Annotated in this window: 15 protein-coding genes and 2 pseudogenes; 6 read left to right on the top strand and 11 right to left on the bottom strand. The window is 61.0% G+C overall.

Annotation, left to right across the window (positions count from 1 at the left end; all coding sequences use genetic code 11):
- Positions 1–181: 181 nt before the first annotated feature.
- The 8 genes and pseudogenes from NL528_RS27020 to NL528_RS26990 all read right to left on the bottom strand — a co-directional run.
- On the bottom strand, positions 182–559 hold the full coding sequence (locus NL528_RS27020) for a hypothetical protein (RefSeq protein WP_309177498.1): 378 nt from the start codon (positions 557–559) through the stop codon (positions 182–184).
- 52 nt (positions 560–611) lie between these two features.
- Complete coding sequence (locus tag NL528_RS27015) at positions 612–1,412, bottom strand: phytochelatin synthase family protein (protein ID WP_309177497.1); 801 nt, start codon at positions 1,410–1,412, stop codon at positions 612–614.
- A 474-nt stretch (positions 1,413–1,886) separates the two neighbouring features.
- The gene (locus NL528_RS27010) at positions 1,887–2,030 is read right to left on the bottom strand and encodes a hypothetical protein (protein ID WP_309177496.1); all 144 of its coding nucleotides are present in this window, start codon (positions 2,028–2,030) and stop codon (positions 1,887–1,889) included.
- 248 nt (positions 2,031–2,278) lie between these two features.
- Entirely contained in the window at positions 2,279–5,443 is a 3,165-nt protein-coding gene (locus NL528_RS27005; protein ID WP_309177495.1) for an efflux RND transporter permease subunit, read from the bottom strand.
- 215 nt (positions 5,444–5,658) lie between these two features.
- On the bottom strand, positions 5,659–6,942 hold the full coding sequence (locus NL528_RS27000; RefSeq protein WP_309176837.1) for an IS256 family transposase: 1,284 nt from the start codon (positions 6,940–6,942) through the stop codon (positions 5,659–5,661).
- Positions 6,915–8,084, bottom strand: a complete 1,170-nt coding sequence (locus NL528_RS26995; RefSeq protein ID WP_309177494.1) for an efflux RND transporter periplasmic adaptor subunit — start codon at positions 8,082–8,084, stop codon at positions 6,915–6,917. Before NL528_RS26995 ends, NL528_RS27000 begins: the two co-directional genes overlap by 28 nt.
- A gap of 308 nt (positions 8,085–8,392) precedes the next feature.
- A pseudogene (locus tag NL528_RS47225) lies at positions 8,393–8,572 on the bottom strand (hypothetical protein); the annotation flags it as partial.
- Positions 8,573–8,662: 90 nt separating this feature from the next.
- Positions 8,663–8,997, bottom strand: a pseudogene (locus NL528_RS26990) (transposase); the annotation flags it as partial.
- Between the two features lie 215 nt (positions 8,998–9,212).
- Between NL528_RS26990 and NL528_RS26985 the strand changes: the two are divergent.
- Entirely contained in the window at positions 9,213–9,584 is a 372-nt protein-coding gene (locus NL528_RS26985; protein WP_309177493.1) for a hypothetical protein, read from the top strand.
- 875 nt (positions 9,585–10,459) lie between these two features.
- Here the strand turns inward: NL528_RS26985 and NL528_RS26980 are convergent.
- Positions 10,460–11,137 carry a DUF599 domain-containing protein gene (locus tag NL528_RS26980; protein WP_309177492.1) on the bottom strand — a complete coding sequence of 226 codons (678 nt, stop codon included), beginning with the start codon at positions 11,135–11,137 and terminating at the stop codon, positions 10,460–10,462.
- Positions 11,138–11,268: 131 nt separating this feature from the next.
- Between NL528_RS26980 and NL528_RS26975 the strand changes: the two genes are divergently transcribed.
- From NL528_RS26975 to NL528_RS26955, 5 genes are all read left to right on the top strand, one after another.
- A complete protein-coding gene (locus NL528_RS26975; protein WP_309177491.1) occupies positions 11,269–11,925 on the top strand; it encodes a glutathione S-transferase family protein in 657 nt (218 codons plus the stop codon).
- Positions 11,926–12,047: 122 nt separating this feature from the next.
- Complete coding sequence (locus tag NL528_RS26970; RefSeq protein ID WP_309185043.1) at positions 12,048–12,416, top strand: YidB family protein; 369 nt, start codon at positions 12,048–12,050, stop codon at positions 12,414–12,416.
- Positions 12,417–12,640: 224 nt separating this feature from the next.
- Entirely contained in the window at positions 12,641–12,844 is a 204-nt protein-coding gene (locus tag NL528_RS26965) for a hypothetical protein (protein WP_309177490.1), read from the top strand.
- A gap of 152 nt (positions 12,845–12,996) precedes the next feature.
- Positions 12,997–13,980 carry a hypothetical protein gene (locus tag NL528_RS26960; RefSeq protein WP_309177489.1) on the top strand — a complete coding sequence of 328 codons (984 nt, stop codon included), beginning with the start codon at positions 12,997–12,999 and terminating at the stop codon, positions 13,978–13,980.
- A gap of 40 nt (positions 13,981–14,020) precedes the next feature.
- Entirely contained in the window at positions 14,021–14,461 is a 441-nt protein-coding gene (locus NL528_RS26955; protein WP_074276151.1) for a DUF1489 family protein, read from the top strand.
- Between the two features lie 5 nt (positions 14,462–14,466).
- Here the strand turns inward: NL528_RS26955 and NL528_RS26950 are convergent, their stop codons facing one another.
- Positions 14,467–15,231 (bottom strand): hypothetical protein, encoded by a 765-nt coding sequence (locus NL528_RS26950; protein WP_309177488.1) that lies wholly within the window; start codon positions 15,229–15,231, stop codon positions 14,467–14,469.
- Positions 15,232–15,353: 122 nt separating this feature from the next.
- A complete protein-coding gene (panC, locus tag NL528_RS26945; RefSeq protein WP_309177487.1) occupies positions 15,354–16,205 on the bottom strand; it encodes a pantoate--beta-alanine ligase in 852 nt (283 codons plus the stop codon).
- Between the last annotated feature and the right edge of the window lie 277 nt (positions 16,206–16,482).

Raw genomic sequence — 16,482 nt, 5'->3', positions numbered from 1 at the left:
GAAAAGCTCAATGGGAGCATATGTTTTCCGCTCTGCCCCCAACAACGGACATAGAGCGACCAGGGCGGCATGTCCGAGTTGTGCCACAAGCAGACATCAGTTCGATTTTGACGGTGAGGACTCTAGGACGTTGTAAGCCTGTCGCGTAAAGCTTGACCGAGGCGGCTGTGCCGGACGCCATTTAGTTCGTGCGGTGCGGAGGCTTCTTCTTTCGGTTCTGTGTCGGCTGCGTTGCCTTTGGAGGCTGCGGAGGTTGCGGCCAGTAGGCACAGCCGAAGCTACAGCCGCAGCCGGCACCGCATCCGGCGGCCAGCCTTAGTTTTTGGAAGAGCGGTGGTGGTCCAGCATTTTCCTTGTCGAAGACATAGAACGTCGCCAAACTGACGTCGGAGATTTCCTCCTCACCAAGAAAGATTTCGTGCTTCTGCGAGGGCGGTGATGTATTCGCTTCGCTAGTTGAGGCGCACGCACCGCTTGCCATCGAGAGAGACATGCCGGCAAACCCTAAGGCGGGTAAGGCTTTGCTCCGACGCTTGCCTATGGAGGAGCGCTTCGGCATGGCACAATTCTCCCCACTGTTTCCATTTCATCGACGCGAAGTGAAGAACGCCTCAAGGGGTCTCAACAAGAATATACCCCCGATTCTCAGCCGTATCGAAAGTGCGCATACCCTTAACGAGGGTCGCAGTTGGCATCCACACCCAGCCAGCGCTCGCAGGATTGACGTCAAGGACAAGGAACGAGTCGGATTCAGCGTCGTATGCGCCAAGCGGCGAGATATGTCCGGGGCCCTGTTGGCCTACAGCCTTGCGTTGGTAGGCGACGATCACATAGTCACCCCGACGCTTGAGGTTTTCAACCAAATCAGTCCGAATATCCTGCTCGGGCTTGCTGTCATCAACGATGACAAGCCGGGTCGTAAGACCATTTGCCCTCAGCATCTCATCGAGCTGACGGACCTGATAGCCGAAGTCCTGGATCTGTTTTCCATTGATCGTCACCGGTTCGCCGAGAACTTGCGCGCGGGTCTTCTGGCCTTTGGTGATCACGTTGTCCTGTGTGAAGCGAGGGATCGTGGGATCGTAGGCGCTCGGAATGTATTTAAGGTCTTCTGAATGTAATCGGCTCCGGTCGCGCGGCAGATCAGGGCTCCGACCTCGAACGGCGTTGAGCACAATTGCGGCAGACGCGGGTCCACAGAACGCGCCGTTCGACTCCGCTTCGAACTGATTGGCAAGGGCGGGAAAGTCCACCTTGGCAGCTGAGCGGGCCAGCCGCGCAAGCCCCTCATCCGACGAGAATGGCACAAGCTCCTGAGAAATGGTCGCTGGTGCATTGTCTAGCGCAAATGCTGCCGGAAGTTGCACCGTCGCCAGCAAGAGCGCGAGTGCAATTCGCGCGAGACGTGACATGGTTAGCTCCTATTTCTTGGAAGCCCCACGGAATCTAATCTAACGAGCCCGAAGGCCGGTTACAAAAGGAATGTTGCCGCGTTTTCGCGATTCAGGCTCCTGACGCCTATGGGTCATTTGCAGACATCTACACTTGGCGCCGCGCCTTCCGTTCTCCGCCCAATAACGGACATTGCTGTGGGGGACTAGATATATCCACTTTGCCTATCAGAAGTGAACGGGCTTAAGTGCTCGACTTGAGTTTTACGCCGAAGGATTTTTCCGGATACTGATCGGCGAGACCAAATTTGCCGCAAAGCAACCCCTCGTTCACGGGTCTTCACGCAGGCTCCGGAAGAACGGGTGCCGGACCTTACCTTGTGGGTTCATGCTGACGATGAGCGGGAGCTTTTTGACTTCCGGTCTTGGGCCAGAAGCGGACATACTGCCCGCGACCGTCGATGTCCGCTAAGTGCCAATAGCGGAAGTGTCTTGCTACGCTTGGTCAGGCTCGCTGACCCACAGATGGACGAAGTGCAAACTGCCCTGGCCACCCTCGCAAAGGCGATACGACAGACCGGCAAGGCGGCCTGCTTCGATATCGTCGATCGCATGCATGGTGGCGGCCACGCGATTCATGTCCGCGTCAACAGGTTCGGCTTCCGACACACGTAGAGCCAATTGGCCGTCGGTGTCGCGTGCCTGGGTGCCCCACCCGCGGCAGGACCTCAGCAGAGGGCCCATAATGCGGCCCAGTCGCTCTATCGCTGTCACCAGCTGGGCCCGTGGTTTGCCCATTGGTGAACGGAACTCCTGCGAACGACAAGAGAAGATTGGAACGTTCTTCGAACGTCATTCTGCTTTTCTGTCGTATTGCTTGCAGCAAGCTATTCTGCAGGCGACGCCGTGACAGCGGAAACCGCAGATTTTTTGCCTCGCCGGCGTTCCTCAAGGCGCTGCATGACAACGAAGAATGAGGGAACGAACAGCACGGCAAGGCAGGTGGAAGCGACCATGCCGCTGAAGGTAGAAATACCGAGCGATCGACGGGCATTGGCGCCGGCGCCCGTAGCTGTCACCAGCGGCAAGACGCCAAGCAGGAATGCAAACGACGTCATGAGGATTGGACGGAAACGCGTCCGTGCAGCTTCGACGGCGGCTTCAAGAAGTTCCTGCCCCGCGGCTCGCCGCTCGCGCGCGACCTCGACGATCAGGATCGCGTTCTTGGCCGATAGCGCGATCAGCAGCATGAGACCGATTTGGACATATAGATTGTTCGCAACACCAAGCGCCGTGAGCGCGCCAACAGGACCGAGCAGCGAGAGTGGCACGGCCAGCAAAACGGCCAATGGCGACAGCCAGCTCTCGTACTGTCCGGCGAGACAGAGATAGACCAGCAGCAGTGAGAGCGCGAAGGCCATGTAAAGCTGGTTGCCGACCGCATGCTCCTGATAGGACATGCCGCTCCACGCGAAATCGGTACGGGGCGGCAGGACGCGGCTTGCGACTTCCTCCATCACGTCCATTGCCTGTCCTGAGCTGAACCCCGGTGCTTCGCGCGCGGAAATCGTCGCCGTCAGATAGAGATTGAACAGGCTGATGAGCGAGGGGCCGACCGCTGGACGGACCTGCGCGAGCGATCCGATCGGTACGGTGCTGCCATCGGCAGTCTTGACATTGAGCTTCAGAGGATCATCCGGACGGAGGCGGTGAGGCGAATCTGCTTGTACGTAGACCTGCAGGGTCCGACCAAACTTGTTGAACTGGTTGACGTAGGTCGAGCCAAGGTACGATGACAATGCGGCAAAGACGCTGCCGACGGATACGCCAAGCGTTTCCGCCTTTGTGCGATCGATGACGACTTGAAGCTGTGGCGAGTCCGTTCGGAAGGATGTCACGGCTCGCTCAATCGCCGATTGCGATTCGGCGGCGTCTATCACGGCATTCGCCGAGGAGAGCATCTTCTTGTAGTCGAATGTGCCGTCGCGCTGGAGCAACTGCATCGTGACGCCGCCGGCGTTGCCTACGCCCTGAATTGGCGGTGGCACCAGCACAAAGCCTCTGCCATCCGTAAGTTCAGAAAGTCGGTCCTGGATTCCGCGCATGATCGATCTGAGATCCTGGTCTTTGGCGCGGCCGCGCTCACTCCATGGCTTGAAGGTCGCGTAGGCAATGCCCGCGTTCGCCAGAGTGGCGTTATTGTCGAGAACGGAGAGGCCGGAAATGGCGATCACGTCCGCGACGCCTGGCTGCTGCCTGGCGATCTCCGCAGCCTGCGTCAGAGCTGCCTGCGTGCGTTCCGACGAAGCGCCATCAGGAAGCTGAACCACGACCAACCCGTAACCCTGGTCTTCGTTCGGAATAAACGCGGTCGGCAATTGCGTCAGGCCGAAAATTCCCCCGGCTATCAGTCCGAGTGCCACGACCACCATAAGGCCACTCAGGCGCACCATTCTGCCGACCAACCACGTGTAGCCCCTTTCCAACCGCTCATAGACAAAGTTGAAGCCACGGAAGAAAGAATTTCGCTGATCTGGGGGTACCGGCTCTCGCAGCAGCAATGCACATTGTGTCGGGCTCAGCGTCGTCGCCAGGATCGCGCTCAGCAGGGCGGTGGCCGCGATCACGAGCGCGAATTGGGCGAACATGCGTCCGGTGAGTCCGGGCAGCAGCGACGCCGGAATGAACACTGACATCAGCACGAGGGTGATGCCGACAATGGGACCAAACAACTCGGTCATCGCCTTGATGGCGGCATCTCGCGGGGGCAAGCCCACCTCGATCTCGCGCGATACGCTCTCGACGACGACGATCGCATCGTCGACCACGATACCGATCGCGAGAACGATGCCGAACAAGGTAGAAAGGTTGATGGTAAAGCCCAATGCCGCCATCGCCGCAAAAGCTCCGATGATGGTGACCGGAATCGTCGTGGCGGGCACGAGCGAAGCGCGCCAATCCTGTAGAAACAGCAAGATGACGATCAGCACCAATACGCCAGCTTCACCGAGCGTCTTGTAGACTTCATTGATTGACGTCTCGACAAACGCAGTTGTGTTGAAGGGGATCGCGTAAGACAAGCCTGCCGGGAAGTCGTGCGACAGGGTCTCCATCTTGTTCCTGACGAGTTTCGCGACCTCCAGCGCATTTGCGGAGGGCGTAAGGTAGATGGCAATGCCGATGCCTTGCTTTCCGTTCAGGCGGAAGCTCTGGGAATAAGTCTGTGCCCCAAGCTCGACGCGGGCCACGTCCTTGAGGCGCACGACGTGTCCGCCGTCCGCGGTGGCGGCGCGCACGACCACATTTTCGAATTGGGCGGGATCCGAAAGCCGGCCCTGGATGTTGACGGTGTATTGAAAGTCCTGTGTAGGAGGCGTTGGCGGTATCCCGATTTGCCCCGCCGTTGCCTGCTGGCTTTGTTGGCTGACGACGCTGATGATGTCCTGAGGGACGAGGCCGAGCGCGTACATCTTTTGCGGATGCATCCAGATCCGCATCGCATATTCGCCCGTGCCGAAAACGTTGACGTTGCCGACGCCCGGCAGCCGCGCCAATTCGTTCACCAGATTGATCGTGGCGTAATTGCTCATGAAGAGGCTGTCGAAACGCCCGTCCGGTGAGCTCAACGTGACGATTTCGAGAATCGCGGTGGACTTCTTCTGCACAGTCACGCCTTGCGCCTGCACCTGAGTTGGAAGCGAGGCCAGCGCGGCGGAGACGCGATTTTGAACCAACACCTGCGCAAAATTCAGATCGGTGCCGATCGCGAAAGTGACAATCAAGTTGTAGGTGCCGTCGCTTGCGCTAGTGGACTGCATGTACAGCGCATCCTCGACACCGTTCACCTGGTTTTCGATTGGCAGCGAAACGCTATCGATAACAGTCTGGGCGCTCGCGCCCGGATAGCGGGTGGTGACCTGTACCGTCGGCGGCACAATGTCGGGATATTGCGCGACCGGAAGCTTGAACACCGAGACCGCGCCGATCAAAACCAGCAAGATTGCCACGACGTTTGCGAGCACCGGCCGCTCGATGAAAAGCTTTGAAAACATGGCTTCCCCCCTCTGGGTGCCGCGCGTCTACTTGGACGTGTCAGTGCCGTCTGCGGCGCTCGCGATCGAAATCGACCGGGTTGTGACCTTCCGGCCAGGGATCGCACGGTCCAATCCGGTGATTATGACCTTGTCGTCCGGCTTGAGTCCTGCGGTTATGACACGCAGCCGGCCGTCGAGGAGCTATCGCCAATTTTTGGTGACGGCCGGGCCGGTCAGGCGGCGGCGGTTATGGGCTGACGGTCAGCGGGTTTAGCGATGACCTCGATCCCGTTGTTGAATGTCACACCGAGAACGAGTTTTGGCAACTGGTTGTGGCCATCGAGACGACGCCAGCTTTTCTGCGCGGCCTCGAGCAGCTTGAAGACCATCGCGAGCGCCGTCCTGTTGGACAGGCATCCCTTCGATCGGATCGTGCGGTGGCGCACGGTAGCGAAGGTGCTTTCAATGGGATTGGTCGTTCGCAGGTGTTTCCAGTGCTCGGCCGGGAAGTCGTAGAACGCCAGTAGCGTGTCCCGATCCTTGCCCAGGCAGTCGGCCGCCTTCTCGTATTTGGGCGTGTAGCTCGCGATGAAGGCGTCGAACGCCAGCTCGGCGGCGGCCTTGGTTTCGGCCATCCAGATCTCCTGCAACGCGCGTTTGGCCTTCGGCTGCTGGCTCTTCGGCAACTTGGCGAGTACGTTCGCGGTCTTGTGCACCCAGCAGCGCTGCTCGCGCGTTTTCGGCCAGACCTCACCGGCGGCCTTCCAGAACCCGAGCGCGCCATCGGCGATGGTAAGCCGCGGCGGCACGTCGAGCCCGCGCCGCTTCAGATCGAGCAGCAGATCGCGCCAGTCCTGCGCGCTCTCGCGGGCGCCATCGGTGAAGCCGACCAGTTCCTTGCGGCCTTCCGGCGTCGCGCCGATCAGCACCAGGATGCACTGCTTTTCGTCTTCGAGGCGTGCCTGGAGATGGATGCCATCGGCCCAGATGTAGACGTAACGTTTCGCCGACAGATCGCGCCTCTGCCACGCGGTGTGTTCGTCAAGCCAGCCGTCCTTCAGGCGGCCGATGGCGGATGCCGACAATCCGGCAGCATCCTTGCCGAGCAGTGCTGCCAGCGCCTCGGAGAAGTCGCCGGTCGAGATACCCTTCAGGTAAAGGATCGGCAGCAGCGTCTCGATCGATTTAGAGCGGCGCATATAGGGCGGCAGGATCGAGGGCGAGAACCGGATGCGGTCGGGGTCGGTAGCGTCCGCCTCGCGATCGCGCACACGCGGCTGGCGGACGGCGACCGGACCGATACCGGTCATCACCTCGCGCTCCGGCAGGTGACCGTGGCGCACGACCCGCTGGTGGCCGTCTGCGGTCTTCAAATCGGCATGCTTGCCGAGAAAGTCCGCGACCTCGGCCTCGACCGCCTGGGCCAACAGAACACGTGCCCCAGTACGCAAGATTTCCGTGAGTTGATCGTCGACGTTTGCTGGCTGAATCAGCTTGATGATGTTATCGTTGGACACGGCATATCGCTCCTTCGGTGGAGAAGTGGAGGCGTCAAGCACCCCCACGATATGCCGCCTTTCCGATTCCCGCCGTCACCAACTTTCAGCGATAGCTCGCCGTCGAGTTCGCCAAGCTGCACGTCGCGCTGCTCCACCTCGTCATTGGCACCCACCACGAGCAGGTAGCGGCCTTCCTGGTTCTGTTGCAGGATTCTGTTGGGGACCAGCAAGGCATCTGCCTTAGGAGGGCCGATCGGCACGCGGAGCCGAACGTACAGGCCGGGGAGCAGCGCGTGGTTCTTGTTCTCAAACACGCCACGCACGAGAATTGTCGCTGTCTGCGGGTCAATATCCGGGGATACGTAGTCGATCTTGCCTCGATGGGGGAAACCTTCTTCATCCATAAAGCCAGCTTCGATCGGAATCTGCTGAAGCTCAGCCAGTGTGAGACGGCCGCCCTCGTTCTTGCGAAACCTCAGCACATTTTGATCGCTGACATTGAAGGTCACGTAGATCGGATCAAGCTGCACGATACTGGCCAGGTTGGTATTCCCCGCGGTTCCCACGAGTTCACCGAGCGACGCCAGATGGCGCGTGACGATCCCATCGAATGGCGCCTCAACTCGCGTGTAAGAAAGGTTGATTTGCGCGGTTTGCAGATTGGCATCGGCCGCGTCGACATTTGCCTTGTCGGAATCCCTGTTCGCACGAGCCTTGTCTAAATTTGCCTGTGTGTTGACTCCCTCTTGGGACAGAGTGTTCTGACGCTCAAACTCTGCCTGTGTCTGGACGAGCCCTGCCTTTGCGCCGGCGAGGGCTGCTTGGGCCTGCTTGAGTTGCGCTTGGTAGGGCGCCGGTTCTATCTCGAACAACAGCTCGCCGGTTTTCGCGGTTGCGCCGTCGATATAGTTGATGGACTTCAGGTAGCCATTCACGCGCGCTACCAGATTGACCGAAGCGAACGCCGTCATGGTTCCTGTGTGCTCAAGATAGGGCGTTACTGCCCTTTGCACCGGCGCAGCCACGCCGACATTTGCCGGCGGCGGCAGAACCAACTTGTTCTTCGCCTCGTTGCATCCGGCAAGCAGGCCGAGCGCAAGCGTCAGCACGGCTGCGGGGTGCCAAGTCGGGTGGTTCATGTGCACCGGTTTCTGGATCATCGCCGCACTCCCTGCGCTGCTGAACTAGAAACGCCAACCATCGGTCGAAGAAAACTCTCTACTCAGCACACACCGGGATCCGAGGTTGTTGTTGATCTGAATCAAGCCGATGGCTGAATTTCGAACGCAAAAAATAACTCACCGCACGTCCGATCCCGGCCGCGCGGTCATTGGAAGTCGGCGCTAAATGACAGACTTTTGGTTCGCCGACTGGATCTGGGGCACGCCTCTCGTTGTGCTTACGGTCTCGGTTCATGCTTTCGCGTGCTGTTTGGGATGCACTGGATCGTCGGCATCTTGGCCCGTTACTACGACCCCAAAGCGTTCAAGCTTCCTTTTGTTGCGGTTGACGGCCTGGCCGGTCTGGCGGCGGCTGTTATGGGCTGACGGTCAGTCGGGTTGGCGATGACCTCGATCCCGTTGTTGAATGTGACACCGAGAACGAGTTTTCGCAACTGGTTGTGGCCATCGAGACGACTCCAGCTTTTACCAAAATTTGGCGATAGCTCCCGCGCCGAGCATGAGATAGACTTCGGGCCGTACCGTGGCGTCAATAGCATGAAGGAGCGTCACCAGCAGCACCTCAAGCAGTTTGAAGACCATCACGAGCGCCATCCTGTTGGATAGGCAACCCTTCGATCGGATCGTGGCGGTGGCGCACGGTAGCGAAGGTGCTTTCAACGGGATTGGTCGTCGGCGGGTGTTTCCAGTGCTCGGCCCGGGAAGTCGCAGAACGCCAGTAGCGCGTCCCGATCCTTGCTCAGGCAGTCGTGGCCGCCTTCTCGTATTTGGGCGTGTAGCTCTTGATGAAGGCGTCGAACGCCAGCTCGGCGGCGGCCTTGGTCTCGGCCATCCAGATCTCCTGCAACGCGCGTTTGGCCTTCGGCTGCTGGCTCTTCGGCAATTTGGCATTTCGGTGAGTTGATCGTCGACGTTTTCTGGTTGAATCAGCTTGATGATGCTATCCTTGCACACGGCATCGCTCCTTCGGTGGAGAAGTGGAGGCGTCAAGCACCCCCACGATATGCCGCCTCTCCGATTCACGCCGTCACCAACTTTCAGCGATAGCTCCGGCGCATCGGAGGAAAACAGTAGCTGCGCAGTAATTTGGAATGGGAGAAACTTGAGATGATGGTAGCATTTCTCTCGTTGACTCTTCTAAGTCAGCCGCTCGCCATACCCGTTTCCGATCGCATTCCCAGTTTGAACGTAGAGCCGTTGTGCAGGGCCACGACAGACGACGACAATTCAATGGGACTTACCAAGGCTCAAAGCTTCGAGGATTGCATGCGCGACGAAATGACTGCCAAGCAGCAATTGTCCACGATTTGGCAGAAAACGACCGACTCAGCGCGCACTGAATGCGAGGGAGAAAGTGTCATCGGCACACAGAGCTATGTAGACCTTCTCACCTGTGTTCAGATGACTGACTTTGCCAGTGCGTTGACAACCGGTCCGCGTTTGAGGGGCGCGAGCAAGAACCGGAATAGCAACCAGTAGGGCGCTGATCAGACGATGCACCGCTCAGGATCACTTGGCGATGAATTCGAGCTTGCCGTTTCGTCAGCTTAGAATAGGGGCATGTTGTTTTTGGGAGTGAGCATTCGTCAAGCCAATCAGTCGATTTCTGCTAAGGGTCATTTGCAGACATCTACACTTGCCGCCGCGCCTTCCGTTCTCCGCCAAATAACGGACATTGCTGCGGGAATTAGATATATCGACTTTGCCTATCAGAAGTGAACGGGCTTATTCGATCAGATCGCCGGCTTGGGGCGAGCAGCGCCGTCGGGAAGTCGAGACGAAATGCCCAACACAAACTGCGTCGTCTCCTATGCAAGCGTATTCTTGCGACCTAGCTGCGACAAAACAACACGACGGGCAAATCACCCAAAACCTGTCCAGCCCCCTCGCGAGAAATATTTCTGTTTTTCCGAAATGCAAATCAGGCTATTGATTTGGCCGTCTCACCCGGCAAGAGGGGCGTTGCGCACGTCACGAACGCGCGGTGGGATGCGGTGGACGTAGATGCTGCGACTGACGAGCGTGGCGGACGCGGACGGCGAAAGCGTGTGGTCCCGGCGCCCGACGCTGGCGTCAAGTTCGTGAGAAGCAGGCTTCTCGCGGGCGATGGTGGCAAAAGAGCCCGGCTCACCAAGGAGAGCGCGCCATAAGCCGTAAAACCATTGCGCAGGGAAGGCCGGATGCTCTCCGCTTCACCTGTATGCTCGTGTGCGCACTTCCTTGTGCACATTGCACACGAGACCGCGGGTGCAGCGCGCACCCGGTCTTCCCTGCGCCCTCTGTTTCGAGGGCGAAAGATTTTGACAAGCCCGGGCCTAACGCGCCGCGGGAACGCGGAGCCGCGTTTGCGTATTTCAGCTTCCCATCGCCTGCCAGGCGTTCGATGCGAATTGCCGGCGCCAGGTCACGATGACGACCGCGGCCGTCGTTGCGAACAGCACCCACGGACTGACGAACCAGCCGAGATAGCCGAGCGCGAAAAAGAACGCGCGCTGGCCGCGGTTGAAGTGCCGGCCGGCGGCTTCGAACAATCGCGTGGTGCGCTGGACGTGGGCTTCGGCTTCCGGCGTGTCGCGCTGGCCGGCCGGCGGCATGGCGCCGAACAGGATCGCAACGTAGTTGAACAGCCGGTACGCCCAGGCGAATTTGAAGAACGTATAGATGAAGATCAGGATCAGCCCGACGCATTTGATTTCCCAGAGTGCCGGCGAGGGGCTGAGATCGATCGGCAACGCACCAAGCACCGCCAGCGCATCATTGGTCGAGCGCAGCAGCGCCAGCGCGCCGCCGATCGCAATCAGGCTGGTGGAGGCAAAAAACGCCGTACCGTTTTGCAAGGAGGCCATGATCTGCATGTCGACCATGCGGGCCTCGCGATTGAGCAAATTCCGGACCCAGACCTCGCGGTAAATGTGCATGCGGGCGGACAGGCTGTCGCGTCCGTATGCGGTATGCTCCAGCGTGATGGCATACACCGTCCATTCGAGGGCGAAGAAGGCGACCGCTGCGATATCGGCCCAATATGAACGCATGTTGCACCCTTCGTGGCCGCGACATGCCGTCAGGCAAGAAAGGTCGCGGCAAGCGGCATCAAGGTGATGTACAGGTTGAACGGGCGCAACGCACTATGGCAAGATGGCGATCCCAACAGGATTTCCCTTAAATGTTGAAACTGGTGATTGGCAACAAGAACTATTCGTCATGGTCGATGCGGCCGTGGCTGGCGCTGCGCGCCAACAACATCGCCTTCGACGAGGTGTTGATCCCGCTCTATACCGACGACAAGGCCGACAAGGATCGCATCCTGAGTTTCAGCCGTGCGGGCAAGGTGCCGGCCTTGATCGACGGCGATGTCACGATCTGGGATTCGCTTGCGATCATCGAATATATCGCCGAAAAATTCCCGGAAATTCGGCTGTGGCCGGAAGACCGCGCTGCCCGCGCGCATGCGCGCTCGATTTCGGCGGAGATGCATTCGGGCTTCATGGCGCTCCGCAACGAATGCGGCATGAACCTGCACCGCCCGGTCGGCGCGATCGCGCTCTCCGACGACGCGCGCGCCAATGTCGCGCGGATTCAACAAATCTGGGCCGAGTGCCACGCGCGCTACGGCAAGCAGGGGCCATTTCTGTTCGGCGCGTTCTCCGGCGCGGACGCGATGTTTGCACCCGTCGTGCATCGCTTCCGCACCTATGCGATCCCGGTCGCGCCCGAGGCGCAGCCTTATGTCGATGCGATGCTGTCGCTTCCGGCGTTTCAGCAATGGACCCGCGAGGGCCTCGCCGAAACATTGGTCATCGAACGGCTCGAGAAGGTCTGAATCTGAACGGTGTAAGCAGGAATTGTGACAGCAGGGACGATCATCGCCGCTTGACGGAGCGATCGTAAAGCAGTCTGAATTTGCCTGGCGGCGTTGGCCGATCGAACGAAAAGGGCATGACCATGGGAATTCTCGATTCACTGGAAAATTCGCCTGCGTTCAAGGGCGTCCTCGGTCAGCTCGAGGCCGCTGTGGTGCCGGTGGTGCTCAGCGAAGTACTCGGCAATGGCAGCCAAGGCGGATTGTCGGCGATCGTCGCCAAGCTGCAGCAGGCCGGCCTCGGCGATCAGGTCAAATCCTGGATCGGCAATGGCCAGAACCTGCCGATCACGGCCGAGCAACTACAACAGGTGCTGGGCAGCGATACCGTCAGGCAGTTGGCCGCCAAATTCAACATTCCGGTCGACGAGCTCGCCAAGGTACTGGCGCAGCAGCTCCCAACCGCGGTGGACCACGCGAGCCCGGACGGCAAGCTGCCGCATACGGCCTGACCGGCGGAACCGCGGTTTGCGGTTGCGGCCGCGGGGTTTCGCCCTCGGAACCCTCGAATAGCCGTTTATCTGGCCGTTTATCGCACTGAAAAACCTGCAAAATTTGCGCATTTGCCATGCCCTGATGCTGCTGGCTTTTGGGGCCGGTGGTGTGCTATGTTGACGCAGGGTTCTCAAGTCGGCCGACGCTAGCGGGACCGTGAGCTGGCCGACAATCTTGGGTCATGGAGACGGCGTTGAAGCACAAGTACTCCGTTGGAGAGACTGTCTATTTTACTGCGAGCAATGTAGCCCGTCCGGCCGCCACCGGCACCTATGAGGTGATCCGGCTGCTGCCGACTGATGGCGACGACTGTCAGTATCGCATCAAAAGCTCGACTGAGGCTTTCGAACGGGTCGCCAAGGAAAGCCAGCTGGCGATCTCCTGAAAGACGTGCGCGCAAGCTGCCGCTTGACGCGATTCCGTCAAGGCCGCCGTCAAAAGGCCCCGTTCGCAGAACCATTCTGTCGAAAGTTGGATGCAGCGACAGCGCATTCGCTTTCGCCGATCGCGTTTGACGCTGCGTGAGGGACACCGCGCATGAACTGGGCCTGGGCTTCGTCGCTGGATGAGATCTGGCGCTCGCCGACGTTTCCGATGTGGCTGACGCTCGCCGCGGCCGGATTTTTCGGGATCATCGTCCTGATCACGCTGCTGCGCGCGGAGAAATCCGTGGCCAACGGCGCGCTGACGGTCATCACGCTGCTGGCGATCGCGGTCGCGGTGGCCGCGACCATCCGCGGCTTCGGTCCGGACGGCCAGCTGGCGTCGGCTGAAACCCGCTCGGTTCAGCCGGTAAACGCGACGCTGCCGGCACTGGCCTGCATCGACGACCTCGCCGGCGATGCGGTCTTGAACGCGTGCGAGAAGACGCTGTTCGGCTCGCCGGACTCGGCCGCCGCCGCGGTGACCTATGCGGCGGCCCAGATCACCCGCCTGACGGCGTTCGGCGATATCGCCACCGCGGGGAAAAACCCGAGTTCGGAGTTGCAGGCGCTGCGGCGCGCGGTCGAGCGCGACCGCTATGGACTGATGGCGTATGCGCTGATGGCGCGCGACCACTGCTCGCCGGCCTCCTGCGCGGCGTTCGGCTCGCTGGTCGATAACCACCAGATCGTGGCCAACATGAACGAGCGGCTCTACGAGAACCTGATTACGCGATACGCGCCGTCGTGGAACGCGCCGGCGCCCACGCCCGCGGGGTCGGGGCTCATTGCCGGACTGCCGCCGTCAGTGCCCACCGGCAAGCCGACCAATGCCGACTTCCCAAGTGCGGCTTCAACCCCGCCCGTGAACATCATGACGCCCGAACCGACGTCGCCTGCACCCAAGCCGCCGGCTACGGCCACCGCGGCGGCACCGGTGCCGTCGCCACGCCCGGCGCCTGCGGCATCGCCGGCGCTCGCTGCGGCCAAGAAGCCGGCAGCAAAGCGCCCGCCTGCGGCGCCGGTCCAGATCGCGCCTGCCGCCGCGCCCGCGGCACAGCCGCCGCCGGCACAGGCGCCTGCGGCTTCGAACGATTGATGCTTTTCAAAGCCCGCGCAGGTCGCTAAATCCCGCCATCATGCCGCTTCATATCATCAAGCTTGCCGTCGGCTGCGAGTCCGTCAAGGAACTCAAGGCCTGGGTCGCCGAACGCATGGCGACGGCGAAGAAAAAGGGCCTGCCGCTTCGGCATATTCACGTTACGCGGATGACGCCGAAACGCGATGCGGAAGTCCTCGCCGGCGGTTCGCTTTATTGGGTGATCAAGGGTGAAATCGCAGCCCGTGAAAAGATCATCGCGATCGAGCCGTTCCGCGACAAGGACGGTATCGGACGCTGCCGCCTGGTGATGCAGCCCAAGGTGATCGCGGTCTCGCCGCGGCCGATGCGGGCGTTCCAGGGCTGGCGCTATTTCACCGAAGACTCAGCCCCGCCCGACCTGACCAAATCCGCCGCCGCCAGCGTGGCGTCGATGCCGGAGCCGATGCGCAAGGAACTGCGCGATCTCGGGCTGCTTTAAGCGCGTTACAACGACGTCTCGGTGACGATCCGCAGCCGGGTCCACTCGGACGGCGGCAGTTCGGTCTGGCGCTGGGCTTCCGAATTCCGGTCGACGATGTCGAGCAACTCCGTCTCCACGCCCATGTCGTGCAGGTAGATGCGGAACAGTTCGCCAAATCGGGTCGACGCGCCTTCGCGCTCGTCCCTGGAGACATTGGGCGCCAACCGGTTGTGGATGGACATGCCGCTCAGGATCACCCTGGTGCCGGCAGGCAGGCTGCGGTGAACGCCACCCGCCAGGATCAGCACGCAGGCGAGATCGCAAGGAACGGCATCCGGCGCGTTCATCCTGGCCTCGAGCGGCCCGCCCGGACGCTTGAGCGCAAAACATTCCGCCTCGGGTTTGCCGCGGCAGGCTTCGACCCCGGTCGGCCCCGCCATGGTGTCGATGCCGCGGCCGCGCAGAATCCGGCCCAGGCTGGTCGCGACATTGAGATTGGACTCGCCCCAGGAATGGACGACGACGGGAAGCTTGCGCCCGTTTTGCCGGTCGAGAATGTTGATCAGCCGCTTGTGGGTATCCCATTGCACGGTGCCTTCGGCGGCAATCCATTCCGAGCAGCCTTGCCCGCAGGCGCCGGCCGGGCCGTGCGCGACATAAAAGATCATGGCGTCGGGCGGCGAACCGATACCGCCGACCGGCGGCCGCTGCGATGTCTGCGCAAAGCCGGCAGCGACAAAGCTCAGCAGCCCGCCAAAGATGGCGGTGCGTACGGTCCACGTGCCCATGCTGGCCGCTCCCCTCGGCAAAACCTTTCGCGCAAATCCACCACGGCGATATTCCATCCGGCCGTAGTTCTGCGCAAGCTGACGCCGGCTCATCTGCTTTGCATTTCAAGCCGCCGGGCGGCCTAAACCCCGAGATTGTCGATCAGCCGCGTCTTGCCAAGCCGTGCCGCGACCAGGATCCGCACCGGCCCGTCCCTGACGGAGGCGATCGGCGCCAGCGTCTCGGCGTGCCGGGCCTCAAGATAGTCGATGACAAAACCGGCAGCGGCGATCAGTTCACGTCCGCCGGCCATCGCCGCTTCGACATCGTCGCCGGCCTTCAGGCGCTTGGCGCATTCCTTCATGGCGCGGTAGAGCACCGGCGCGGTCTGCCGCTCGTCCGGGGACAGATAGACGTTGCGGGAGGACATCGCGAGGCCGTCACGCTCCCGGACGGTCTTCGACCCGATCACCTTGACGCTGAGATCGAGATCCCGGGCCATCTGGGTCACGACCCGCAATTGCTGAAAATCCTTCTCGCCGAAAATCGCAAAATCCGGCCGGACCTGCGTGAACAGCTTGCCGACCACGGTGGCGACGCCGCCGAAGAAGTGCGGCCGGAAGCGGTCCTCCAGGCCGGCGGTCGCCGGACCTTCCGGCACGATCCGCGTGGCAAAACCGTCCGGGTACATCGCCTTGACGTCGGGATTCCAGATCAGGTCGACCTTCTCGGCGGCGAGTTTTGCGAGGTCGGCCTTCCAGGTCCGCGGGTACGAGCCGAAGTCTTCGGTCGGCGCGAACTGGGTGGGATTAACAAAGATCGAGACGATGACTTTTTGGGCGCGGCGTTTGGCGAGGCGCACCAGCGACACATGGCCGTCATGGAGCGCTCCCATGGTTGGCACCAGCGCGGTTGTGGCCTTTCGCGCCCGCAAGCCATCCACGGCGCGGCGTAATGCGGGAACGGTACGGACGACCATGGGACTTCGCGACATCTGGGCTCGATCTCTTGGAGGGGCGGGTGGGTGAGGGCGCTATGGCCCTCGCCCTGCGGCGGGCACACCGACCTTACCAAGGCCGAGGCGTCGTCGCCAAGACGGCTGGCGGCAAGCGTGTTCATCTGACCGCGACAGCGTGCATCAAACGGCCGGCGTGACCGGCCGGCGCAGCCGCGTGGTGCTGCCGATTCATGATTAAGGCAGACCGACAACGATTTGAGAGATCTGTCATGCATTTCACTTGACCGCAGCCGCGCCGGATTTGAAGATATCA

Source organism: Bradyrhizobium sp. Ash2021, assembly GCF_031202265.1.
In the GTDB taxonomy this organism is placed as follows: domain Bacteria; phylum Pseudomonadota; class Alphaproteobacteria; order Rhizobiales; family Xanthobacteraceae; genus Bradyrhizobium.
The sequence above is the reverse complement of the archived record's forward strand: the minus strand, read 5'-3'. Positions and strand labels throughout refer to the sequence as shown.

Excerpts from the sequence above, each read along its gene's own strand:
- NL528_RS27020 (WP_309177498.1), bottom strand. The coding sequence starts at position 559 with ATGCCGAAGCGCTCCTCCATAGGCAAGCGTCGGAGCAAAGCCTTACCC.
- NL528_RS27015 (WP_309177497.1), bottom strand. The coding sequence starts at position 1,412 with ATGTCACGTCTCGCGCGAATTGCACTCGCGCTCTTGCTGGCGACGGTG.
- NL528_RS27010 (WP_309177496.1), bottom strand. The coding sequence starts at position 2,030 with ATGAATCGCGTGGCCGCCACCATGCATGCGATCGACGATATCGAAGCA.
- NL528_RS27005 (WP_309177495.1), bottom strand. The coding sequence starts at position 5,443 with ATGTTTTCAAAGCTTTTCATCGAGCGGCCGGTGCTCGCAAACGTCGTG.
- NL528_RS26995 (WP_309177494.1), bottom strand. The coding sequence starts at position 8,084 with ATGATCCAGAAACCGGTGCACATGAACCACCCGACTTGGCACCCCGCA.
- NL528_RS26985 (WP_309177493.1), top strand. The coding sequence starts at position 9,213 with ATGATGGTAGCATTTCTCTCGTTGACTCTTCTAAGTCAGCCGCTCGCC.
- NL528_RS26980 (WP_309177492.1), bottom strand. The coding sequence starts at position 11,137 with ATGCGTTCATATTGGGCCGATATCGCAGCGGTCGCCTTCTTCGCCCTC.
- NL528_RS26975 (WP_309177491.1), top strand. The coding sequence starts at position 11,269 with ATGTTGAAACTGGTGATTGGCAACAAGAACTATTCGTCATGGTCGATG.
- NL528_RS26970 (WP_309185043.1), top strand. The coding sequence starts at position 12,048 with ATGGGAATTCTCGATTCACTGGAAAATTCGCCTGCGTTCAAGGGCGTC.
- NL528_RS26965 (WP_309177490.1), top strand. The coding sequence starts at position 12,641 with ATGGAGACGGCGTTGAAGCACAAGTACTCCGTTGGAGAGACTGTCTAT.
- NL528_RS26960 (WP_309177489.1), top strand. The coding sequence starts at position 12,997 with ATGAACTGGGCCTGGGCTTCGTCGCTGGATGAGATCTGGCGCTCGCCG.
- NL528_RS26955 (WP_074276151.1), top strand. The coding sequence starts at position 14,021 with ATGCCGCTTCATATCATCAAGCTTGCCGTCGGCTGCGAGTCCGTCAAG.
- NL528_RS26950 (WP_309177488.1), bottom strand. The coding sequence starts at position 15,231 with ATGGGCACGTGGACCGTACGCACCGCCATCTTTGGCGGGCTGCTGAGC.
- panC (WP_309177487.1), bottom strand. The coding sequence starts at position 16,205 with ATGTCGCGAAGTCCCATGGTCGTCCGTACCGTTCCCGCATTACGCCGC.